Origin of the sequence: Rhizobium leguminosarum (assembly GCF_001679785.1) — a bacterium.
Classification (GTDB): Bacteria; Pseudomonadota; Alphaproteobacteria; order Rhizobiales; family Rhizobiaceae; genus Rhizobium; species Rhizobium leguminosarum_R.
Genome location: NZ_CP016292.1, coordinates 89,735 through 111,652 on the forward strand (window position 1 = coordinate 89,735; position 21,918 = coordinate 111,652).

Sequence of the window (21,918 nt, forward strand, 5' to 3'; positions counted from 1 at the left end):
CACATGGACTTCCCGCGGCCACCGAGGTCTGTCTCTCACGCACTCAAACGAGGAGACGATCTTCCCCATGCTTCAGTCGCACTCCCGCCTTGTCCGCAAACTCCAGGACGCCCTCGGCGAGCGCCTTTGCTTTGCCCTTGAAGACCCGACAGTCGTCGAGATTATGCTCAATCCAGACGGCAAGCTTTTCATCGAGCGCTTGGGTCACGGCGTCGCGCCAGCCGGCGAAATGCAGGCGACCGCCGCCGAGACTGTTATCGGATCGGTAGCGCACGCTCTCCAGTCCGAAGCCGACGGAGAACGACCGATCATCTCCGGCGAACTACCGATTGGCGGCCACCGCTTCGAAGGCCTCCTGCCTCCCGTCGTCAACTCGCCAACGTTTACGATCCGCAGGCGCGCTTCACGGCTCATTCCACTCGATGACTATATGACCGCAAAGATCATGACCGAAGCTCAGGCTTCGATCATCCGCAGTGCCATCACCAACCGGCTGAACATCGTCATCGCTGGCGGGACGGGCTCAGGTAAGACAACACTCGCGAACGCGGTCATCGCTGAAATCGTTTCCTCCGCGCCTGAGGACAGGATGGTGATCCTCGAGGACACGTCCGAAATCCAATGCGCAGCGGAAAATGCCGTCTGCCTCCACACGAGCGACGCTGTCGACATGGCCAGGCTTCTCAAGAGCACGATGCGCCTGCGTCCCGACCGCATCATCGTTGGCGAGGTTCGTGACGGGGCGGCACTGACCCTGCTGAAAGCCTGGAACACAGGACACCCAGGAGGCGTCACGACGATCCATTCCAATTCCGCAATGTCGGCGCTTCGGCGCCTCGAGCAACTGACATCGGAAGCCAGTCAACAGCCAATGCAAGCCGTGATTGGCGAAGCGGTCGATCTCGTCATCTCGATCGAACGCGCCGGGCGAGGCCGCCGGGTGAGGGAGGTCCTCCATGTCGAGGGGTTCAACGGCTCGCGTTACCAGACAGAACACTATCCGCAGATCGATGAGGACAGTCATGCAGCATAATCGCTTTCTCCGTTTGGGAATTATCGGCGCATTGCTTTGCGCCTCGCTTGCCGGGCCAGCACTTGCAGGTTCAGGCGGAAGCCTGCCGTGGGAAGGTCCGCTCGAGCAGATCCAGCAGTCCATCACGGGACCGGTCGCCGGCTATATTGCACTGGCCGCCGTCGCGATTGCCGGCGGCATGCTGATCTTCGGCGGCGAGCTCAACGATTTCGCGCGGCGACTGATGTATGTGGTACTCGTCGCGGGGATCCTGCTTGGTGCCACAACAATTGTCGGCCTCTTCGGCTCGACCGGTGCCTCGATCGGTAGCTCGTTTGTCGCCGAGCAACCCCCAACTCCTTCTTCAACTCCGTTAGGGGGAGGGGAGGGGCGTCATGGCTGACGCCGGCGTCGGACTCCATCGCAACCGTATTCACCGTGCTCTCTCGCGACCGAACCTCTTGATGGGAGCGGATCGAGAACTCGTGCTGCTGACCGGGCTCGCCGCGATCATCCTCATCTTCGTCGTCCTGACCATCTACTCGGCACTTTTCGGCATCGCGATCTGGATCGTGGTCGTCGGCGCGCTCCGCATGATGGCGAAGGCGGACCCCATGATGCGCAAAGTCTATGCACGCCATATGCGGTACCGGGCGCACTACCTCCCGACCTCCGCGCCCTGGCGCCGGTACTGAGGAGGCTACAATGGTCGCTTTACGCACATTTCGATCGACCGGTCCGTCATTCGCGGACCTCGTTCCGTATGCTGGCCTTGTCGATAACGGCATTCTCCTGCTGAAGGACGGTAGTCTGATGGCCGGGTGGTATTTTGCCGGTCCGGATTCCGAAAGCGCTACGGATTTCGAGCGAAACGAGCTTTCCCGCCAGATCAACTCGATCCTCTCGCGACTGGGTACGGGCTGGATGATCCAGGTCGAGGCAGTGCGCGTGCCGACGACCGAATACCCGTCTGCTGAACGCAGCCATTTTCCCGATGCCGTCACCCTGCTGATCGACCACGAGCGCCGTAGACATTTTGGACAGGAGCGCGGGCACTTCGAAAGCCGTCATGCGCTCATTCTGACCTATCGGCCGCCCGAGCGGCGGCGATCGGGTCTCACGCGTTATATCTACTCGGACAACGAAAGCCGCTCAGCGAAATATGCCGATACCGCTCTTGATGCGTTTCGCCGCTCGATCCGGGAGATTGAGCAGTATCTCGGCAATGTTCTCTCGGTGCAGCGCATGCAAACCCGAGAGGTTTCCGAGCGGGATGGTGCTCGCGTTGCACGCTACGACGAGCTTTTCCAGTTCATTCGATTTGCCATCACCGGCGAGAACCATCCCGTTCGCCTACCAGAAATCCCCATGTACCTAGACTGGCTCGCAACGGCGGAGCTGGAACATGGCCTGACGCCGCGGGTCGAGGGTCGGTTTCTTGGTGTGATCGCGATCGATGGGCTTCCGGCCGAGAGCTGGCCAGGGATTTTGAACAGCCTGAACCTCATGCCGCTGACTTATCGGTGGTCGTCGCGCTTCATCTTCCTCGATGCGGAGGAAGCAAAGCAGCGCCTTGAGAGGACCCGCAAGAAGTGGCAGCAGAAAGTGCGGCCGTTTTTCGACCAGCTGTTCCAGACGCAATCCCGGTCGGTCGATCAGGATGCCATGGCAATGGTCGCCGAGACTGAGGATGCGATCGCCGAAGCCTCATCGCAATTGGTGGCCTACGGCTATTATACCCCGGTCATCGTTCTCTTCGACGAAAGCCGCTCGGCGCTGCAGGAGAAGGCGGAGGCGGTTCGTCGCCTCATCCAGGCGGAAGGCTTCGGAGCTCGCATCGAGACGCTGAATGCGACAGACGCGTTTCTTGGCAGCCTGCCGGGCAACTGGTATTGCAACATCCGCGAACCGCTCATCAACACGCGCAATCTTGCCGACCTCGTCCCGCTCAACTCCGTCTGGTCGGGTCAGCCGTTCGCCCCGTGTCCGTTCTATCCTCCCGATGCGCCCCCACTCATGCAGGTTGCATCTGGCTCGACCCCCTTCCGACTGAACCTGCATGTCGACGATGTCGGCCATACCTTGATTTTCGGTCCGACTGGTTCCGGCAAATCCACGCTCCTCGCGCTGATTGCCGCCCAATTCTGCCGCTACGAGAAGGCGCAAGTCTTCGCCTTCGACAAAGGCAATTCGATGCTGACGCTGACGCTCGGTGTCGGCGGTGACCACTACGAGATCGGCGGCGAGAGCGGAGAGGGGGCCAGTCTTGCCTTCTGCCCATTGTCGGAGCTTTCGACTGACGCCGATCGAGCATGGGCTTCCGAATGGATCGAGACCCTCGTTTCGCTTCAAGGAGTCACGATTGCGCCGGACCATCGCAATGCAATCTCGAGGCAAATAGGGTTGATGGCGTCGGCGCCCGGCCGTTCGCTGTCGGATTTTGTCAGCGGCGTCCAGATGCGGGAGATCAAAGATGCGCTGCACCATTACACGGTTGATGGCCCGATGGGTCTGCTCCTTGATGCGGAAGAGGATGGCCTGACGCTTGGGCGCTTCCAGTGCTTTGAGATCGAGCAGCTGATGAATATGGGCGAGCGTAATCTCGTCCCTGTTCTGACCTATCTCTTTCGACGGATTGAGAAGCGGCTCGATGGCTCGCCAAGCCTCATCGTTCTGGACGAGGCATGGCTGATGCTCGGCCATCCTGTGTTCCGCGACAAGATCAGGGAATGGCTCAAGGTGCTACGCAAGGCGAACTGCGCCGTCATTCTCGCGACGCAGTCGATCTCCGACGCTGAGCGCTCGGGCATTATCGACGTCCTGAAGGAATCTTGCCCGACCAAGATTTGCCTTCCGAACGGCGCAGCCCGGGAAACCGGCACCCGCGAATTCTACGAGCGGATCGGCTTCAATGCGCGGCAGATCGAGATTGTCGCGAACGCCATCCCGAAACGCGAATATTACGTGACCTCACCCGATGGCCGCAGGCTTTTCGACATGTCTCTCGGACCGGTCACGCTCTCCTTCGTCGGCGCCTCTGGCAAAGCCGATCTAGCCCGCATCAGGGCACTCTCGTCCACCCACGGCCTCGAATGGCCGGGTCAGTGGCTCATCGAAAGGGGGATCAACCGCAATGAGTGAAGCAATCCAGTTCTTGAAGCTCGGCAAATCATTGGTGGTGGGATTGGTCGCCGCCGGCCTTACCGCCACGCCCACTGTTTCCTATGCAGGAGGCGCAGTTACCGGCGCGACCGAAATGACGCAGCTCTTGAACAACGGCGAGCTGATATCTTTGGTCGGGCAATCGAGCGAGCAGATCGCAAATCAGATCACCCAGATTACCCAGCTTGCCGAGCAGATCCAAAACCAGCTCAATATCTATCAAAACATGCTGCAGAATACGGCCCAGCTTCCGAACCATATCTGGGGCCAGGTTGAAGGTGACCTGAACCAGCTGCGCGATATCGTCAATCAGGGTCAGGGCATCGCCTTTTCCATGGGCAACGCTGACGATCTTCTGAAGCAACGCTTCAAAAGCTATGCGGACTTGAAGACAAGCCTGCCAAACGCCGAGAGCTTTTCGTCCACCTATCAGACGTGGTCGAACACGAACCGCGACACGATTTCCAGCACTCTCAAGGCCGCAAGCCTCACCGCCGATCAGTTCGACAGCGAAGAGGATACGATGGGCCAACTGCAATCAATGTCGCAATCAGCGGACGGCCAGATGAAGGCACTTCAGGTCGGCCACCAGATCGCCGCTCAGCAGGTCGCCCAGATACAGAAGCTACGCGGAATTGTCTCCCAGCAGACCACGATGATGGGGACCTGGCTGCAGAGCGAACAGACGGACAAGGATCTGGCGCAGGCTCGTCGAGAGAAATTCTTCAATGCGGACGTCCAATCCATTCCCTCCGGTCAGAAAATGGAGCCCCGCTGGTGACCCGCCCCGTACTGATCGCCTCCGTGTGCGTCGTGATCACAGTGATTGCCGTCACCTCAGTCGTTCTGGTTCGTGGCGAAAGCTCCGCCGCGCCGCAGATGAGTGAAGAGCAACGAGCAAAACGCGAGAAGTTCTTTGGCACGGGCAAGGCGCTGCCGCCGATCGAAAAGGGCCAGGAGATGCGCCCGAGATGGTGAAGCGCAATCGGAGAAGCACCATCCTCGTCGCGGGAATCGCCTTCCTTGCTTTGGCGGCACCAGCCTTCGCCCAACAAGGCCAAGTGCTGACGGAGTTGGAAAACCAGGTCTCGACTGCCGCCAAAGGGTGGGAAACCACCGTCATGGATGCGGCGAAATCGCTGTTCTGGATCCTCGCAGGCATCGAGGTCGGCATTGCTGCGGTGTGGCTCGCGATCCAGGCAGCATCGCTGGACAGTTGGTTTGCCGAGCTCGTCCGTCGCATCATGTTCATCGGCTTTTTTGCCTTCGCTTTGACGCAGGGCCCGACCTTCGCCAGGGCTGCCGTCGACAGTCTTTTCCAAATCGGCGCCGGTGGCGGCTCTGCGTCTCCAGCCGAAGTCTTCGACGCCGGAATTCGCGTAGCGTCCCAGATGTCGGAACAGGCGAAGTTCGGCGTCTTCGAAGACAATGCCCTGGCTATCGCCGCCGTGCTTGCGATGGGCATCGTCGTCATCTGCTTCTCGCTTGTCGCGGCAATCTTCGTATCGGTCATGGTCGAGATGTATGTCGGCCTGCTGGCAGGCATGATCATGCTCGGGCTTGGCGGCTCCTCCTTCACCAAGGACTTTGCGATCCGCTATCTCGTCTATGCTTTCGGCGTTGGGATGAAGCTGATGGCCTTGGTCATGATCGCCAAGATCGGCTCGAACGTCCTGCTTGGACTGGCGCAGGCCCCGACAGCCGAAAGCGACCAGTTCATCACCACACTCGCGATCGCTGGCATTTCGGTCGTCGTCTTCATCATCGCGATGTACGTCCCGAACATCATCCAGGGCGTCGTGCAAGGGGCGTCGGTCTCCGGCGGCATGGAGACAATTCGCCACGGCGGACAGGCGGCCTCGTTCGCAGCGGGCGGCGCATTCCTTGGAGCTGGCGCCGTCGGCGCCGGTTTTGCCGCCGCGCAGGCAGCGCGGGCCGGCGGTTCCTCGGCCGCAGCTTCGGTACTTCGGGGCATGGGCGCAAGTTTCAGCTCCGGTGCCATGGCTGCCGGATCCGCAGCCAAGGAGAAGGCAATCGGGTCACCCGGCGCTTATGCCGGTTCCCTTCTCGGCCTGGCCAACGCAAAGCTCGATCAGGCTAGGGGCAATTCCTCAGCTCCGACGCCCCCTCCGGAAAAACCGGACAAACCATAATTCACGGACAGGATCACACAAATGGCAGGGCATCCCGCACCTGAGAACCCGTATCTTGCTGCAAGGCAGGAATGGTCAGAACGTTACGGCTCCTACGTCAGGGCGGCGTCCGCCTGGAAGGTCGTTGGAATCTTGAGCCTGGGAATGGCCGTGATTGGCTTTGGCTGGCCTGCTGCCGGTTTATCGGACACGAGGTTAAGCTAATCCCACCTTTGTTTCAAAGTCATTGGGGCTGAGATAGCCCAGTGTCGAGTGGCGACGCTTCGGGTTGTAGAAGCGCTCGATGTAATCGAACACATCGGCTCTGGCGTCATTCCTCGTGCGATAAACCTTCCGTGCCGTTCTCTCCGTTTTCAGTGAGGAGAAGAAGCTCTCCATTGCAGCGTTGTCCCAGACATTTCCAGAGCGGCTCATCGAGCAGGTGATGCCGTGATCTCCCATGAGGCGCTGGAACTGCTCGCTGGTATATTGGCTGCCCTGGTCGGAGTGATGCAGCAGAGCATCTGGTTTTCCTCGACGCCATATCGCCATGATCAGCGCATCTGTGACGAGTTGGGCTGTCATGTTGGCATTCATCGACCAGCCGACGACACGGCGTGAGAACAGGTCGATGACGGCTGCGACATACAGCCAGCCTTCCGCGGTCCAGATATAGGTGAAGTCAGCCACCCATTTCTGGTTCGGACGGTCTGCCACGAACTGGCGGTCCAGCACGTTAGGCATGATGACGGCACGGTCACCGGCATCCTTTGGCAAGCCACGCCGCCTCGGTCTTGCCCTGAGCGCATTCAAGCGCATCAGCCGCTCAATACGATGGAGGCCACAGGATAACCCTTCCTCCAGCACATCGTGCCAGACCCGTCGGGCACCATAGGTGCGGTCGCTGGACTGGAAACTCTGCTTGATCCTTTCCAGCAGGACCTCGTCATGGCGTGCATGTTCGCTCGGAGAACGATTGAACCAGGCGTGGAAACCTGAACGAGAAACTCCCAGCGCTTCACAGAGCCATGCCACCGGCCAGATCGAGCGGTGCTTTGCAACGAACGCGAACTTCATATCGCGTCCCTGGCAAAGTAGGCTGCGGCCTTTTTTAGGATATCGCGCTCTGCCTTCAGCTTTGCGACTTCACGACGGAGCCGCTCGATCTCAAGCTGCTCCGGCTTCATTTGCCCTTTTCCAGGAAAGGATTGGCTGGGATCGTCGCCGTATTCCCGAACCCATTTGCGCAACACATTCTCGTGGACATCAAGATCACGGGCAGCCTGCGCAACGGCAACCCCACGCTCCCTGACCAGCTTCACCGCCTCAAGCTTGTACTCGCGGCTGAATATTCGTCTTTGCATTCATGCTCTCCGGTTTCAGGAGGAACACCTTAACCTCGTGTCCATGAAACCGGCAGCAGGCCAGGCTACGCGCTTTACCTCAGTACGCAGGTCAAACTCGTCCCGTATATCGTCGAGGTTGATAAGCTCGGGAACACGGTTTCCGGGGGCCTCCCGCAGCAGATCGAGTATGCGGACACGCGGGTCGTGCGCGCGACGCTCGGGAACTTCGTGACCAGCTTCCGTTCGATCACACCAGATGCGGTGGTCCAGAAGCAATATATCGACCGCACCTATGCCCTCCTGCGGACGAGCGATCCCTCGACGCAAAAGGTCAATGCATGGTTCCGCGGCAACTCGCCGTTCGAAAAGGCGGTCAACGCGACCGTCGCGATCGAGGTGAACAACATCGTCGCGCTTTCGAACCAGACCTACCAGATCGACTGGACCGAGTACGAGCGCGATCGGAAAGGCAAGGAGGTCGCGACCCGACGTTTCCGGGGCATCGCGACCGTGTCGATCACATCACCACAAGACGAAGCAACAATCCGGCTCAATCCGATCGGCGTGTACGTGACCGATTTCGACTGGACCGCGCAACTTTAAGGGCAGGGATCTGCAATGAGTATCAAACACAAACGCGTCGCTCTTCGCTGCATGCTGGCGCTTGCCGTATCGACCGCAGTTTCACCGATGGCCATCGCGCAAAGCCTGACGGGCAATGAGGCCAAAGGGACAAACCTCTCGGGCAAATGGCGAGGGCAGACCGGACTGGTCACACGCGGACCGGACGGCAAGGTGATCTTCCTTTTTGGTGAGACGCAGCCCTCCGTCGTCTGCTCCCCTTTGCAGGTCTGCGATATCGAGCTGCAGGGCGGCGAAATTGTCCGCGACGTCCTTGTCGGTGATACCGTGCGCTGGAAGGTGGAGCCAGCAACGTCGGGCGCCGCCGGTGGACAGGCGATCCATCTGATCGTCAAGCCGTCCGAGCCGGGGCTCGTCACTTCCATGGTGGTGACGACCTCACGCCGCACCTACCATATCCAGCTGAAATCGCATCCGACTCAATACATGGCGCGGGTCGGCTTCGAATATCCCGAAGACGCCGCCACAAAGCTCTCCGATATCAATGCCCGCATCCAGGCTATGACCGGACCAGACGGCGGTGTCGCTCCCGAACAGCTTGCCTTCTCCTATTCCTTGAGTGGAAGCGCACCTTGGCGGCCGAAGCGGGTCTATTCCGATGGGCAGAAGACCTACATCCAGTTTCCGCGTGCGATCTCCGGTCAGGATGCGCCGGTTCTCTTCGTCGTCTCGGGCGGACAAAACCGCATCGTCAATTATCGGATGAAGAAAGACATGATGATCGTCGATTACAATATCGACAAGGCGATCCTGATTTCTGGGGTTGGCTGGAAACAGCAGGAGATCACGATCCGGCGGGGAGGGTGATCCATGCAGCTCTATCGCCTCATTCCGATTGTCCTGACCCTCTGCCTAGTCGGATGCCAGACCGCAACCGACGGACTGTCCACCAGCGCTGCACCCGCTGACGTCACAGGGCCCGCCGCCGGTGCTATTGCCGGCGACATGGCAGGACGGTTCGCCGAGCAAGCCGGATCGACGACCACCCCTATCAAACTGCACAACGACACATCCGAATTCGCCGTCGCGCTCGAAGCTGCTTTGAAAGGTTGGGGCTTTGCTGTCGTCACCGATGACAAGAGCGCAAACGCGAAGGGTGCAGCAAAGCCCGTCGAGCTGTCCTACTCGATCGTTGCGGCCGACGGACAAGTGCTGGCGCGCCTTTCGACTGACACAATGGAGTTCGGCCGAGCCTACTCGATTGGCAATGGCGTGGCGACGCCGGCGAGCCCCCTTTCCCTTATGAAGCGAAACTGACAGGCGGAGACGATCATGGTCCAATCGCTGCAACTGGGAACGTCAAATCAGTCTGCTGACGAGAAAGGGATGAAGCGCCTCAATCGCGTGCCCCTGTTCGTCGGGATCGGTATTCTGGTTCTGTTCCTCGCCGTTCTCGTTTACGGCCTCTCCTCACGTGGGCTGAGGTTTGGTCAGCAGGATCCGAACGAAAACGGGTCTGGTACGCCGGCTTCGACCTTCGCCGATCAGTTGAAGCGGGGTATTAAAGATGGAATTATCGGCGACCGGCAGGAACAACAGCAGCCGGTATTTCAGCCCACCCCGGTCCCGCAGCAGCAGGAAGCTGCACGCCCGCTGGAGGCAGAACCAAAGGTTGAACCACGTGAGCCACGCAGGTCCCGCATGGAGTCGGACGAGGAGTGGAATGCTCGGATGTTTCGCGAACAGCGGGAACAGATCTTTCGCGAACAGCAGCGCCAGCGCATGGCAAGCCTACAGGCAAAAGGGGCGGCCCTAGACTCGCCGCTGAAAGTCGACATCACCGATGTCTCGGCGCAAGCGCCGGGCGCTGCTTCTGCCGGACCGCGTCAATCGAACAGCGCGACGAACGGCTCACAGGATCTCTATGCCGCGGCGTTGAGAGCGGGCGCTGCGGGTCAGGTCGATCAGAACGGACAAACTTCCAAGGAAGATTTCTTCAACGCGGACATCAAGGATCTCGGCTACTTGCCCAATCAGGTCGTACCTCAGCAGTCACGCTACGAACTCAAACGTGGATCGGTGATCCCCGCGACACTGATCACCGGCATCAATTCCGACTTGCCGGGCCGCATCACTGCCCAGATCAGCCAGAATGTTTATGATAGCGCGACCGGCCACTTCACGCTGGTGCCGCAAGGGACGAAGCTCCTTGGTCGCTATGACAGCAAGGTCTCATTCGGCCAGAACCGCGTCCTCGTCGTCTGGACCGATATCATCTTCCCGAATGGCTCGACCCTGCAGATCGGCGGTATGGCCGGGACCGACTCGGAAGGTTATGGCGGTTTCAGCGATAAAGTCGATAACCACTATCTCCGGACCTTCGGTTCGGCCGCGCTCGTCGCGCTTATCGGGACAGGGATCGACATGTCGATGCCTGAGAGCTCAACTCTTGCCACGCAGGACACGGCCTCAGACGCGGCGCGGCGGAATTTTGCAGAAACTTTTGGACGGGTCGCCGAGCAGACCATCTCGAAAAATCTCAATGTCCAGCCAACGATCAAGATAAGGCCAGGTTACAGTTTCAATGTGCTCGTTGATCAGGACATCATTTTTCCGGGCAATTACAGCAACTGAGATATGAGCAGGATGGCGGGCGACGTTCAGGCGACGGACACCGGTTCCGTCAACCAAAAAAGTCGCTGCAAAACTGCAGTGGATGAGTCCCGAGCCAATCGCTAAATTAACTCCCAAGGCCGTACGCGCTACGTTGCTCGATTCTCAGACGAGCAAACAAGGCGTACACCGCAGGCTGAGCCTGAGCGTCGGGAGATCTTATGGGTTACGAGAGAAATGACACTGCCACGGACATCGACCTGCGGCCGATCATCGGATTGCTCTCCAACGAGCCCGAGCAAGTTGTCGAAATCCTGACGGTCGGCGCGATCAAGAAACATCGCAAGCTTGTCGACCGCGCCGAGAGAATGTTCCAGGTCGCTCATGCCGGAGACCGAGGCGGCGAGAAAGAGCCTGGTGACGCTCACCTAGCCTATCTGGAAGCAACGATCGAAATGCATGCGCAGATGTCTGCGCTCACGACACTTCTCAACATTCTGGGCCGAACACCGAAAGTCTGATCAAATCAGGCCACGCCGAATTGCCAGAGCCACGAGCTGCGTGTTGTTGCAGAGGTCATATCGCCGTCGTGCCTCGGCGAGCGCAATACGGACGGTATTATATTTGACCTGCTCGATATCGGCCGTGTCTTCCACCGTTTTGCCGAGTGAAAGCCACCGCGTGTAGGTCCCCTCCTTCGGAGAGAGGTAAAAGGGTTCCTGGATTGAAGGAGCTATCTTTAGCTGCTCAATGCGGGCATGTAGCTGCCCAACCGCGGAGGATGCGGCGATCGGATCGATTTCGTCGTGCGCGGTCACAACGGACTTTGGAGAGACGAAGGTGAGGACTGAGATGGCGCCACTGGAAATAGCAATTGGAATGGTGATGCCTGAACGGATCCCGAACTGCGCTGCAGTTTCATAGAAAGTCTGGTCTTCCTCCAGCGGCGTCCCCGTCTGTGGGGTTCCAGACCAGATAAAGGCGCGCCGTGATTGTTGGGCACGCTTTACAATCGGATTTCGTCGGTCCAGGTCCAACCTTCGGCTTCGCTTCAGCCAATCGGGATGAAGGTTCGATATCACGTAAAAGTCGCCCGGCAGCAGTTTGGCATAATCGTAGCCGGAAAATTCGAACCGTTCTGCCAAATCCGCTAAGGCGGCTTTCAGCGTTGCATCGTCATGCGCGACAGCGCTGATTTCTAAAAGCCCCGCGACAAGTTGGTTCATCCAAATCCCCTTCATTCGGTGCTGCTCCTCCCGTCCCGGAGCGGCTCATGACGACAGCCGCGAAACGTGGACCGGGTCCTGCCCGACCTCCTCTGACAACGCTAGCGAGCGCAACGCGCCAACTCCGCTTTAGGTTGATTCATTCATTCGATCACGTCGCCTACTCGCTATGCGTTCGTCATAAAATTATCCAACCGGAATTCGATAACCGGCGATTGAGTGATTTGGCACGATGTAGTATGAAGTGCAGCGAAACGAAACGAAATCAGAGCTGGTAATCGATTGTTTCAGAACAGAAAATTATTTCTGCCGCCGCCAAATGACGGCAGCGATTGGAAGGAATTGTTCAAGAAACTGGCTGCGGCGGGCGCCGGCAGAACACTCGGTGAAGACGGATTTCCCGCAGGCCCGTGGACGCCCGAACTGCTTGCCGAGGCAATCTCACAGATCGATTCGAACCGCACTGGGGTTGATCTGCGGACGGTTCAGCTTTGGTTTCAGGAAAATGACCGGGGAGTTAGCGCGGCGAACATTCGTTGGCTCGCGAGGGTTTTTGGGTGTGATGATCCGGAGGCCACAGCCGATTGGCAAGTCGAGCTAAGCGCGGCCCAGACGCGACTGCAAGCCAAGAGACGGGAGGCGAAAAAGGCAGACAGCCTTGCGTCAGAACGTCCAGATGTGTCGCCGCGCCCAGCAATTGACGAGGAACAGTCGTCACTAGAGGTTTCACCCGATGGCGAGCCCGAAGTCGATCGAAAGAAGCAGCGCTTCAGTCTAGCGCGAAAATCGGAGGCCCTTTTTAGCGGCGGTTCGCCGCTGAACTTGCCCGCAGCTGTGTTTGCCGGCGCTTCCGCTCTCGGCTTTCTGTCCTATATTGTAGGGATCCACAGCGCGGTCTACCTCCGGGCGGATAACTTTGCGAAAGAGGTTGGATTTCTCTGGGCGCCGAATTGGACCTTCCTTTTCATGGTGCTCTTGCCACTGTTTTTCGCGCTCGTCACAGAGCTACTCGCTTTTTGGACGAAGGAAGGGCGTGTGAGGCTATGGGCGTGGAACGACACGACGACAAGCGAGGATGATTGGGCCCGCAATGTGGAGGCGTCCTCCTCTTCTTATTGGGCGGTATTCCTGATCTGTGTGTTGTTCGCCGGTGTTTTTCAATGGATTGGTGTTTGTCTGATCCCATTGCTGGAAGGCGGTGCAGACTACGCGACTAGTTGGGGCACGCTGGCTATTGTGCGACCGGAGGTTATATCGGTCCCGGTGTCGATCGCGTTCACTGCCCTCGCTTACCTCTATATGTGCCTCTGCTTTTACCTTTTTTTTGCTGGGCTCATTTTGCTACACACCATGATCCATGATCTCAGGAAAATTGACCTTGAAGCAAAGATCCTTCAGCAGGTTGGATCTCAAGACGAAGTCTATGAGCTTTGCTTGAGATTAATGCGTGGGATTTTTCGTTGCACAATTCTGGGCCTCCTGGTCGCGTCGTGCATGAAGGCTCAGAGCTCCTATCTGACATCGAACGCCAAAAACATCCTCGACTGGTTGGCCGGGGATTTGTCTTCAGCGCTGGCTGGACGTGATGGTGCCAGCAATGGGTTCCATTATCGGATGCCTACCCATTACAGCAGCCTGCTCGTTGCACTTTCGACCATCGTTGTCTTTGTCTACGGTTCGATCTGCCTGCGAGCTATGGGCACGCGATTTCATGTGCCTCTCTGGAAGATGGCGGCGGTCGTGACATTGCTGTTTGCTACCTACCTGCTGGTCGATGCATTCGTGGGATTCTCGATCGTTTTGGGCATCGGTGTTCTGGTCGCGGTGTTCAGCCTGGTTGATCCTGGCCTCGGCAGTCGGCGATCGAATGAAATAGGAAGCGAACAAATTGTATCTTAGCTGGCTTGATCGGTGGGACGAACAGCGGGCTCGTCTCGGTGAGGACGGGAAGGAGACGACGAGCTTCATCCTTAATGCAGACCGTGCCTTTCCAGGTGAGGAAATCGGCAGTATCCGCGCATTTTGTGCTCGCGCAGATGAAGCTTCGATTGACCCGACGTTTTTCGATGAGCAGAACGGCGGCGATCAACGATTCGAAGTGCGAGAGCATTGGGTTAAGTTTCCATCGGATATTTCGACCGATGTCGCAGAGAACAATATCGTCTGGGCGAAAATTACCAAAAGTGGATCACTCAACAAAGCACTGGTGGTTTTTCACCATTGGAACGCACGGACTCGAAACGCTCAAATTGCCGGCTTTTTGTCACGGCGCGGCATCACAGTCGTCGAGATCGCGATGCCTTATCACTTCGAGCGTAGCCGTCCCGGTTCATTGCACGCGGATTACATGCTGAGCGCCAACCTTGGAAGAACGATCCAAGCCGTCAGGGAGGCCGTATGTGATGGAAGAAAACTCATCCGCTGGCTGAAAAGTGAGGGCTATCGAGAAATCTCGGTCCTCGGCATGAGCCTCGGTTCCTGGGTCGCAGGATTGATTGCCGCACATGATCCGAACGTTTCTAAGGCTTCGCTGTTTCTGACTGGTGGAAGCCTTGCGGATATGGTTTGGACGGGTCGCGCTACACGATCTATCCGGAGCAGCCTCGAGTCAGAGATCAAGCTGGCTGATCTCAGGAGAGCATGGGGTCCGCTCAATCTCGAAAACTACGCGCATCGTTTGGCGCGGCCGGATCTCGATATCCAGATGGTGCTGGCCAAGAGAGACACGGTTGTGATGCCGGAGCTGTCGGAGAGCTTGTTACGCAGTTTGAAGAACGCCGGCGGCCGGCCGCAGATTCTGAGATTAAACTGTGGCCACTATTCTCTCGGTAAGTTGCCATACATTTTGTACGCCGGCTTGGGGTTGAAACGGTTTCTGTCTTGAGGAGACCGAGTATCGGGCAGACAAAAATGAACGTTTGCAGCGTGTCCGCGTTACAATCTCGTGCTTGGCGCCATGCCCCGTCCAAGTTGCTCTTTTGCGGGAATCCATGTAATAAACTGCAAGAAGTTGGCTCAGGAGGGCCTCGACGATGACAGACATCCAGCTGGAGGCGCTCATCGCGCTCATGGAAAAGCGGGCTGAAGACGCCGCCAAGTCCCCAGATGATGCACGCCGTCATCTGATGGACGCCGGCATTGTGTCTGCTGATGGCAAACTTGCCCCAGAATATGCGCGCGACGACGACGCTGAGGAAGCGGCTGCCGCTTGAGTTCCAATTATCCTGCATACGTTCTCGGCTACCACGGCTGTGACAAGGCCGTGGGTATGGCTGCGCTAACTGGTGCGTCGCCCCTTCTTCCGAGCGAAAAGGCGTATGACTGGCTTGGTTCTGGAATCTACTTTTGGGAAAACGATCCCGGGCGTGCGCTCGAATGGGCGACGCTGAAAGCCGAATCTGGCGCTTATAAAGAGCCCTTCGTGCTCGGCGCAATTATCGATCTCGGCAACTGCTTGGACCTCATTACCCGCAAGTATGTCCCGCTGATCCAGACCAGCTATCTCATGCTGAAAAGCCAGATTGAAGCCACCGGCGGCAAAATGCCGGTGAATTCCGATGCCAAGGGTGACAAGAATTCCGACAAACTCGTTCGGAAGCTGGATTGCGCCGTTATCAATTACCTCCACGAGATAGCGAAGGAAGCCGCCCTTCCGGCATTCGACACGGTTCGAGGGCTGTTTCCCGAAGGTAATGAGATCTACGATGGCGCTCGCTTTCACGAGCGTACCCACACGCAGATCGCCGTTCGCAATGACGCATGTATCAAGGGCTTCTTCCTGCCGCGAGGCGAAACGCCAGCGCTCACTTCTCCGGTTTCGCCCTAACGCTCACCCATCCGCAACGCTTGTTATTTTTGTCCGCCGATCCTCGAAAGATCGATCCTCATTCCTGCCTCCGTAGCCTTATCCGGCTCGGCCGATTGTGAGGCATCTTCACTTTCCATGGGAGGCGCCACGGGATCCGTACCTTCGGCACGCTTTTCTGAGCGTGTACCAAAGAAAGTCGGGCCACCAGGATCTGAGGCACGGAACACGTTGTCGCCCTCGAAGCTGCCCGTCTTCCAAGCGTAGATCGTATCGTCCACCAACTGCGGAAGAAGCTCTTTATTCGTGGGGCGGCCGTACCATTTGGTGACGATGCGGGCGACCTTTGCGAATATGCCTGTCCCTGTGCGCAAATTCGCGCAGGCCTCGAACATATCTGATTGAAGCTGCGATGCGTCGTCGACGCCAACATCCGCCGGAAACTGGGTGATGCCGACCCGCACGATGGCATGACCGACATAGTCTTTGACCACACCCATGGCCTCGTCGGGCGAGCGAGGTTTGGGGATGAGAACCAGCCGACCATCAGCATTCACGGTGACGGCGAGTGGATCGTCGGAACCGACGGCCGAAATGAACTGTTCCACGATAGCGGGGGGAAGGCTTGGATCGGCGCATTTCGCAATGAGGGCAGCGTCCATGGTCTTTGTTCCAGATCAGGTGTTGAAAGACATCACGAGAGGTTTGTTGAACAGCCGCGCCCAAGCCTCGGCGCTGGCGCGCTGTATGCCGATGATTGCGGTCCCTTTGGTCCACCAGTCGTTTCCGACGGCGACGACGAGGTCTGGATCATGAAGCATCGACTGCAGGACGGGCCAGATGATGAGTTGCTCGTAGCAAATGAGTGGGGCCACGCGCTGGCCGCCAACGGACACGACCGGATTAGCAAAGAAGTCCGCTCTGGCTCCGCCGCTCTTTCCGATCGGTGCCAACCAGGGCTGCCACATCGAGCCAGGCACTGGCATGCGTTCCCGATAGAGGATCTCACTGTCGGTGGCCGAGACGCGAACCAGCACATTGTCATATCCTTCCCGATCGACGACAGCCGCGCCGGCGATGACGCTCAGATCGGCCTCGGCCAGTTGCTGCCGCCACACGCGTTCGACCGATGGCGTCCAAAACCCGAGAGCACTTTCAGGCAAGAGCATGAAAGTGGAGCCGGGGCGACGCTCAGAGCGCAGCGTTGCAACAAGATCACTATGCCGAGCAAGACTGTTATCGCGACCGAGTCTATTTCCGAGCTGCAGGTCGACCCCCTGCCAATGCCGCCCTATGTCCGGTGCTGTCCAGAATGCGGCGGACCAGAGCCAGAAGCCTGCAAAGGTTATGGCTACAGCCGGTCGATATTGCGTCGTCATGAGCGCGAGACCGGCTGTCACTGCCGCAAGTCCGGCCCAGCCCCATCCTGGAAAGAGAACGCCTGCCGCCGTGATCGGATGTGCCCAGCCAACAATGCCGAAGGGTGGAAGGGCCATGAGGACCATCGCGATCGTATATCGCAGGGCTTTCCAGCCGCCGGACTGACGCGACCAGAGTGCGACGTGAACGAAAACGAAGCCGCTTGAGGCGACGAGCCACAAGATCAGTCCCGGCCAGATATCGGATTGATAGAAGGCAGCCACGCCTTGCGGCAGACCGCGCGACGCCGCCAGAAAATAGGCGGCCGAAACGACACTTGCGGCCCGACGACTGTGCGCCAGCGACCAAAGCGCCGGAAATGCGATCGCTGCGGGAAGCGCCAGGGCATGTCCGCTCCAGGAGATATATCCAGTCGTGGCAGCAGCCAGAGCGAGGGTAAAAGGTTGAAGCCAATCAGGGCGCATAGGTAAGCACCTGTTCTGCGAGGCCGAGAACACCGGATCCTGGGACCGGCCCGAAATATCGAGAGTCCCAGGATCCGGGAAATGGCGAATGGAGGAACAGGAAGCCGGCCGGAATCGTCCCTCCTGCGTAGGGGCGCAATGGCCGCCCCTGGCCGTCCTGAGACACGAGCCTCGAGTTTGCGATCGGCCGTCCATCGATCGTGACATTGCCGGCGATCGCGATGCGCTGCCCGCCGACTGCAGCCACCGTTTTGATGAGGGGGCCAAAGCCGCCAGGGCACAGGCCCGAGCGAAGGTAGCCTCTCTCAAATCCCTCGGAAACAGCGTCGTTCTCCGGCGGGCAGACGAACACCATGTCGCCTACCAGCACTGGGCGATCGAGGGGTGCGACACGCCAGAGCCCGAGCGGCTCGCTGGGCGTGGTGTTGATCCGCAGGCCGCCGACGGCCCCGCCGACAATCACCGCGAGCGTGACGCCACACGACACTGCGAGGAGGGCGAGAGCCGGGCGCCTTTGGCGCGCAACGGCAGAGGTCGGGGGGACATGAGACATCATTTCAGCGACAACCCTTTCGTCTGGGTCTGCCGTATGGCTTCCGCCTGTTTGAGTGCCACAGCTGTTCGCTCATGCGCAGCCAATTGCTGGACGGTGCGGATCGTGTCCCAGGCAGATCGCAGCTCGTTCTTCTGGGCAGGCTGCATACCTGCGGACGCTACCTCGAACGCCTTCCCGTCTGCAGTTTTTGCCGCAAGCGGAAGGAAGGTTCTTTCCCCGAAGCGCTCCGACACGGCCTTGGCAAAACCTTCGAGCTCGGCCTTCACCATTTTGTCCGCCAGAGCGAACTCGAGACCGGCGGGGATATCGTTTCGATCGATGGCATCGCGCACGCGCTCAAGCACCTGCTTTCCGGATGCGGAGAGAGCAGGAATATCGAGCGAGAGCTGGGCGCGGACCGCGCGTTCCTCGTCCTCATAGCGCCTGGCCGCCGCCGCGCGTTTCGCAATGAAGCCCTGCAGATCGCGGGCAAGTGCGGGTGCGTTGACAAGCGCAGTATCGCGAGCCTGCTTCTCGGCGCTCCCTGCAAAAAGACCGGTCTTCCCCTTCAGCGCACCGAAGCTTTCCGGTTGCTCGGCAATCCGCACAATCGTCGTTGCCGCTACCGTCCCATTCGCCAGCATGGCGTCGACATTGACTGCCTTGAAGGCGGCTTGTGGATCCGCAAAGACGTGATGGAAGCGAGCGGAAACCTCCTGCCAGCTAGCCTTCAGGCCGGGGTCGGCCGAGAGCTTGTCTTCGACCGCCTGACCAATCGATCTGGGGAAGGTCGTCGTGCCAAAGACCATGGGTTTTGCCTCCTTGATTACAGATGTTGTCGATACAGTCGACTTTGCTCCGCCAAGGCCGAGCTTTGCCGCGACGGCGACAAGGCGCGCGCCGAGCTCGGCGAGTTTCGACGATTGGCGGACGGTCCATTGGAGCTGGTCGTGTGCGATGGTGCGGGCGACATTCATCAGATGGAGGCCACGCGCCTCAGCGAACCGCAGCGCAGCGCGATAGTGCGAAGCGTCCTGATAGTCGAGCGTCGTTTCCTTTGATCCGGCACGCGAGAGCCGCTCATGGAGCCGGGCCATCGCCAGTTCCTGGATCGGCACGACTTTCCAGGAATTGCGGTCAACCTCCGTGCCATTAGGGAGCGTGACGCGCTGCGATCCGACGTGTTTGAGACCGATGCGATCACCGATCCTGGAGTCCGACGCATCCATCGCCCGCGCGAGATCGACACCCCAGACGGTTCGTTCCTGGCCATTGGCAAAGCCGAGTGTAACATAGTAGCTGTCCCGGTTGCCCGGCTTATGCTCGTAAGGCGCTTCGCCATGGGCTATCAGCACGCCGCCGCGCCGTTGCGCAAACTCTTCCAGCCCGACATAGAGCTCCGCCGTCTCGCGGTGGCGAGTCATGGCGACGTAAGATAGATGCCGGTCCAGCGTGCTCGACGCCAACACCTTGACGCGATCGACGGTGGCGCCTTGGCTCTTGTGCACCGTGGTGGCGTAGCCGTGATCGACATTGGCGTAGAACCGCTGTTCGACCACGACCCGACGCCGGTCTTCGCCATTGCCGATCTCAGCGACAATCCGCCCGGGCTGGGCGTCGACGACAAGCGCCAACATACCGTTCTTGACGCCGAGCGACCCTTCATTCTTCAGAAAGACGATCTGATCACCGGCCGCAAACTGCCTCGTCCCGTCTTCCGTCTTGAACGCATGGCCGGCCTCGATCAGCCCACGCTCGACGAGTTTGCTGCGCGCCATCTCGTTCAGCAAACGCACATCGACACGGCGATGAGCGAGGATCAGAGTCGACTTGGCCGGATCGTATTCGTGGTCCCATTCGGCGATCAAAGCAGTGATCGCCTCGTCCCTGGTCCAACCGGTCCGCACCAAATCCCGCTGGGCGTAAGCGTCGAGCGCAGCCGACACGTTTCCACGCGCCAAATCGAGGGAGGCATCGCGCATCCACTGTTCGCGCTGACGATAGATTGTCTCGAGTTCCGCATAGCCGATCCGCTCGGCAATGGCGCGGAAGGCAGCGCCGGCTTCGATCGGCTGCAGCTGCTCGGGATCGCCGACCAGGACGAGCTTGGCACCAGACAAGGTTACCGCTTCGACGAAGCGCGCCATCTGCCGGGAAGAGACCATTCCTGCCTCGTCGAGGACGAAGACAGACTTTTCATCAAGCCGGTCTCGCTCCTGATCCCATCTTAGTTCCCAGGCAGACAGCGTGCGGGAGGCAATGCCCGCTTCCTTCTCCAACCCGTCTGCCGCTTTGCCCGCAAGCGCGCCACCGACGACCCTATAACCGGCTGCTTCCCAGGCTTCGCGCGCCGCTTTCATCATCGTTGTTTTGCCGGCGCCGGCGCGGCCGATCACGGCAGCAATCCTTTCCGGACCTGCGACATGTTCGATCGCGGTTTTCTGCTCATCCGATAGACGGTCATGCCGCGAAACGATACCGCTCAGAACCGTTCGATTTACGCGATGAGAAGATCGCTGCGACAGCCAGATCGCCTGATTGGCCATCTGCGCTTCAAGCCGGATCAGCTCCCGCGTCGTGTATTTGGCCGGTGCCCTGACACCGGTGACGAGATCCATCCGCTCCCGGTCGAGCCGCAGCGTTTGCGGGCTCTGCAGGAGCCGCGCCATCAGGTTTTGGAAGAGCGCCGCATCATCGATGTAGCGGTAGAGGACCTTGGCGATATCGCGCTCGTCGAAGACGCTCTTCTCGCGGGTGATGAGGTCTACCACGATCTCCGGATTCCGCTGGATACGCCGGGCGTTTTCGGCGCGGCGTTCTTCCTGCAGCTCCAACCGCTCGAGCGCGACCTTCTCCTCCCCGCTGTCGCCTTTCCGTTCGATCGCTTTCGTCCCAACGCCGAGATGAATCGTCGGCGTCAGCTCGATCCCCTGTTTCTCGAAGGACCGGCCGTCAATGCGGATGTCGAAACCCGCGAGCGCCAGATGCCGGTTCTGGCAGGCGAACCAGCCATCGCGAAACGCGTTGAAGTCGTCGGCGCTACCCGCCCAAAGTTCGTAGACGATCTTGCCGGCATCGTTGCGGACAGGATTGCCGTCCGGCCCCAGCACCGCGACCTTCTTCGCGCCAAAACCGTCCTCGGTCAGTGGCCGCAAGGTTGTCATCAGATGGATGTGCGGATTGCCTGGAGCATCGTGAAACACCCAGTCTGCGACCACGCCCTTGGCGGTAATGTGTCGCTCGACGAAATCGCGGACGAGGGCGATGTTCTGATCGGCGGACAGCTCGATCGGCAGGGCGATGGTCACATCCTTGGCAAGCTGCGCATCACTACGCTTCTCGAATGCCTCGACCTTGTTCCAGAAGGCTTCTGATGCGCCTGAGACCGATCGATCGGCCAACATCGACCGTAGCCAGTCGGGTGCGTCTTCCGGAATGACGAACTCCTCGTGCAGCAGCCCTTGCTTGCGGCTGTAGTCGATCGTCCGGGCTTCCCGCTCGAACTCCATCTTGGCGCAGTGCCGGTAGGCCGCCGATAGCACAGCGCTGCGGCCTGAGCCGCGGGCAACGATGCTGACTGAGAAATGCGGGACGGCCACGACGAGAACGAGCTCCTAAGATCGAACATTTTCAATGTGTTCCTCGGGAGCGGTTGGCCCCG

The 21,918-nt window shown here is 59.2% G+C and carries 21 protein-coding genes and 2 pseudogenes; 17 read left to right on the forward strand and 6 right to left on the reverse strand.

Annotated elements, in window-relative coordinates; genetic code table 11:
* Positions 1-67 precede the first annotated feature (67 nt).
* From trbB to BA011_RS43795, 8 genes and pseudogenes are all read left to right on the forward strand, one after another.
* The gene (gene trbB / locus BA011_RS38755; RefSeq protein WP_065284717.1) at positions 68-1,033 is read left to right on the forward strand and encodes a P-type conjugative transfer ATPase TrbB; all 966 of its coding nucleotides are present in this window, start codon (positions 68-70) and stop codon (positions 1,031-1,033) included.
* Entirely contained in the window at positions 1,023-1,415 is a 393-nt protein-coding gene (locus tag BA011_RS38760; RefSeq protein ID WP_011654762.1) for a TrbC/VirB2 family protein, read from the forward strand. The genes trbB and BA011_RS38760 overlap by 11 nt, the downstream gene beginning before the upstream one ends.
* Positions 1,408-1,707 carry a conjugal transfer protein TrbD gene (locus tag BA011_RS38765; protein WP_011654761.1) on the forward strand — a complete coding sequence of 100 codons (300 nt, stop codon included), beginning with the start codon at positions 1,408-1,410 and terminating at the stop codon, positions 1,705-1,707. Before BA011_RS38760 ends, BA011_RS38765 begins: the two co-directional genes overlap by 8 nt.
* 10 nt (positions 1,708-1,717) lie before the next feature.
* Positions 1,718-4,153, forward strand: a complete 2,436-nt coding sequence (locus BA011_RS38770; RefSeq protein ID WP_028744195.1) for a conjugal transfer protein TrbE — start codon at positions 1,718-1,720, stop codon at positions 4,151-4,153.
* On the forward strand, positions 4,146-4,955 hold the full coding sequence (gene trbJ / locus BA011_RS38775; protein ID WP_011654759.1) for a P-type conjugative transfer protein TrbJ: 810 nt from the start codon (positions 4,146-4,148) through the stop codon (positions 4,953-4,955). The genes BA011_RS38770 and trbJ overlap by 8 nt, the downstream gene beginning before the upstream one ends.
* A complete protein-coding gene (trbK, locus tag BA011_RS38780) occupies positions 4,952-5,152 on the forward strand; it encodes an entry exclusion protein TrbK (RefSeq protein ID WP_028744197.1) in 201 nt (66 codons plus the stop codon). Before trbJ ends, trbK begins: the two co-directional genes overlap by 4 nt.
* On the forward strand, positions 5,146-6,327 hold the full coding sequence (trbL, locus tag BA011_RS38785; protein WP_065284718.1) for a P-type conjugative transfer protein TrbL: 1,182 nt from the start codon (positions 5,146-5,148) through the stop codon (positions 6,325-6,327). The genes trbK and trbL overlap by 7 nt, the downstream gene beginning before the upstream one ends.
* 21 nt (positions 6,328-6,348) lie before the next feature.
* Positions 6,349-6,489, forward strand: a pseudogene (locus tag BA011_RS43795) (conjugal transfer protein TrbF); the annotation flags it as partial.
* Between the two features lie 33 nt (positions 6,490-6,522).
* Here BA011_RS43795 and BA011_RS38790 read toward each other — a convergent pair.
* Positions 6,523-7,670, reverse strand: a protein-coding gene (locus BA011_RS38790; protein ID WP_130718853.1) for an IS3 family transposase whose coding sequence is annotated in 2 segments (ribosomal slippage) — positions 6,523-7,421 and positions 7,421-7,670 — 1,149 coding nt in all. Because the reading frame shifts where the segments join, the coding sequence is not laid out codon by codon here.
* Between the two features lie 66 nt (positions 7,671-7,736).
* On the opposite strand from BA011_RS38790, the pseudogene BA011_RS38800 reads away from it, so the two are divergent.
* The 5 genes and pseudogenes from BA011_RS38800 to BA011_RS38820 all read left to right on the forward strand — a co-directional run.
* Positions 7,737-8,255: pseudogene (locus BA011_RS38800) on the forward strand (VirB8/TrbF family protein); the annotation flags it as partial.
* A 15-nt stretch (positions 8,256-8,270) separates the two neighbouring features.
* Positions 8,271-9,101, forward strand: coding sequence for a P-type conjugative transfer protein TrbG (gene trbG / locus BA011_RS38805; protein ID WP_065284719.1), 831 nt, complete (start codon positions 8,271-8,273; stop codon positions 9,099-9,101).
* A gap of 3 nt (positions 9,102-9,104) precedes the next feature.
* Complete coding sequence (gene trbH, locus BA011_RS38810; protein WP_028744199.1) at positions 9,105-9,551, forward strand: conjugal transfer protein TrbH; 447 nt, start codon at positions 9,105-9,107, stop codon at positions 9,549-9,551.
* A gap of 15 nt (positions 9,552-9,566) precedes the next feature.
* Positions 9,567-10,868, forward strand: a complete 1,302-nt coding sequence (gene trbI, locus BA011_RS38815; protein ID WP_065284720.1) for an IncP-type conjugal transfer protein TrbI — start codon at positions 9,567-9,569, stop codon at positions 10,866-10,868.
* A gap of 200 nt (positions 10,869-11,068) precedes the next feature.
* A complete protein-coding gene (locus tag BA011_RS38820) occupies positions 11,069-11,368 on the forward strand; it encodes a transcriptional repressor TraM (RefSeq protein ID WP_027690597.1) in 300 nt (99 codons plus the stop codon).
* Here the strand turns inward: BA011_RS38820 and BA011_RS38825 are convergent, their stop codons facing one another.
* Entirely contained in the window at positions 11,369-12,073 is a 705-nt protein-coding gene (locus BA011_RS38825) for an autoinducer binding domain-containing protein (RefSeq protein ID WP_027690598.1), read from the reverse strand.
* Positions 12,074-12,355: 282 nt separating this feature from the next.
* Between BA011_RS38825 and BA011_RS38830 the strand changes: the two genes are divergently transcribed.
* The 4 genes from BA011_RS38830 to BA011_RS38845 all read left to right on the forward strand — a co-directional run bounded on the left by BA011_RS38830 (position 12,356) and on the right by BA011_RS38845 (position 15,899).
* Positions 12,356-13,972, forward strand: coding sequence for an RcgA family putative transporter (locus tag BA011_RS38830; protein WP_065284721.1), 1,617 nt, complete (start codon positions 12,356-12,358; stop codon positions 13,970-13,972).
* Positions 13,962-14,957: an alpha/beta hydrolase gene (locus tag BA011_RS38835; protein WP_065284722.1), complete on the forward strand. Its 996-nt coding sequence runs from the start codon at positions 13,962-13,964 to the stop codon at positions 14,955-14,957. Before BA011_RS38830 ends, BA011_RS38835 begins: the two co-directional genes overlap by 11 nt.
* A gap of 148 nt (positions 14,958-15,105) precedes the next feature.
* Positions 15,106-15,285, forward strand: a complete 180-nt coding sequence (locus BA011_RS38840; RefSeq protein WP_018010295.1) for a hypothetical protein — start codon at positions 15,106-15,108, stop codon at positions 15,283-15,285.
* A complete protein-coding gene (locus BA011_RS38845; RefSeq protein WP_065284723.1) occupies positions 15,282-15,899 on the forward strand; it encodes a hypothetical protein in 618 nt (205 codons plus the stop codon). Before BA011_RS38840 ends, BA011_RS38845 begins: the two co-directional genes overlap by 4 nt.
* A gap of 23 nt (positions 15,900-15,922) precedes the next feature.
* On the opposite strand, the gene BA011_RS38850 is transcribed toward BA011_RS38845, so the two are convergent.
* From BA011_RS38850 to traA, 4 genes are read right to left on the reverse strand one after another with little or no spacing between them, the layout of a single operon-like run.
* Positions 15,923-16,540, reverse strand: a complete 618-nt coding sequence (locus tag BA011_RS38850; RefSeq protein ID WP_018010297.1) for a TraH family protein — start codon at positions 16,538-16,540, stop codon at positions 15,923-15,925.
* Between the two features lie 15 nt (positions 16,541-16,555).
* Positions 16,556-17,722 (reverse strand): conjugal transfer protein TraB, encoded by a 1,167-nt coding sequence (locus BA011_RS38855; protein WP_065284724.1) that lies wholly within the window; start codon positions 17,720-17,722, stop codon positions 16,556-16,558.
* Positions 17,712-18,278 (reverse strand): conjugative transfer signal peptidase TraF, encoded by a 567-nt coding sequence (gene traF, locus BA011_RS38860; protein WP_065284725.1) that lies wholly within the window; start codon positions 18,276-18,278, stop codon positions 17,712-17,714. The genes BA011_RS38855 and traF overlap by 11 nt, the downstream gene beginning before the upstream one ends.
* Positions 18,275-21,856: a Ti-type conjugative transfer relaxase TraA gene (gene traA, locus BA011_RS38865; protein WP_065284726.1), complete on the reverse strand. Its 3,582-nt coding sequence runs from the start codon at positions 21,854-21,856 to the stop codon at positions 18,275-18,277. Before traA ends, traF begins: the two co-directional genes overlap by 4 nt.
* Between the last annotated feature and the right edge of the window lie 62 nt (positions 21,857-21,918).

Bases quoted from the DNA above. Each gene is read 5' to 3' on its own strand.
- trbB (WP_065284717.1), top strand. From the start codon at position 68: ATGCTTCAGTCGCACTCCCGCCTTGTCCGCAAACTCCAGGACGCCCTC.
- BA011_RS38760 (WP_011654762.1), top strand. From the start codon at position 1,023: ATGCAGCATAATCGCTTTCTCCGTTTGGGAATTATCGGCGCATTGCTT.
- BA011_RS38765 (WP_011654761.1), top strand. From the start codon at position 1,408: ATGGCTGACGCCGGCGTCGGACTCCATCGCAACCGTATTCACCGTGCT.
- BA011_RS38770 (WP_028744195.1), top strand. From the start codon at position 1,718: ATGGTCGCTTTACGCACATTTCGATCGACCGGTCCGTCATTCGCGGAC.
- trbJ (WP_011654759.1), top strand. From the start codon at position 4,146: ATGAGTGAAGCAATCCAGTTCTTGAAGCTCGGCAAATCATTGGTGGTG.
- trbL (WP_065284718.1), top strand. From the start codon at position 5,146: ATGGTGAAGCGCAATCGGAGAAGCACCATCCTCGTCGCGGGAATCGCC.
- trbG (WP_065284719.1), top strand. From the start codon at position 8,271: ATGAGTATCAAACACAAACGCGTCGCTCTTCGCTGCATGCTGGCGCTT.
- trbH (WP_028744199.1), top strand. From the start codon at position 9,105: ATGCAGCTCTATCGCCTCATTCCGATTGTCCTGACCCTCTGCCTAGTC.
- trbI (WP_065284720.1), top strand. From the start codon at position 9,567: ATGGTCCAATCGCTGCAACTGGGAACGTCAAATCAGTCTGCTGACGAG.
- BA011_RS38820 (WP_027690597.1), top strand. From the start codon at position 11,069: ATGGGTTACGAGAGAAATGACACTGCCACGGACATCGACCTGCGGCCG.
- BA011_RS38825 (WP_027690598.1), bottom strand. From the start codon at position 12,073: ATGAACCAACTTGTCGCGGGGCTTTTAGAAATCAGCGCTGTCGCGCAT.
- BA011_RS38840 (WP_018010295.1), top strand. From the start codon at position 15,106: ATGACAGACATCCAGCTGGAGGCGCTCATCGCGCTCATGGAAAAGCGG.
- BA011_RS38850 (WP_018010297.1), bottom strand. From the start codon at position 16,540: ATGGACGCTGCCCTCATTGCGAAATGCGCCGATCCAAGCCTTCCCCCC.
- BA011_RS38855 (WP_065284724.1), bottom strand. From the start codon at position 17,722: ATGCGCCCTGATTGGCTTCAACCTTTTACCCTCGCTCTGGCTGCTGCC.
- traF (WP_065284725.1), bottom strand. From the start codon at position 18,278: ATGATGTCTCATGTCCCCCCGACCTCTGCCGTTGCGCGCCAAAGGCGC.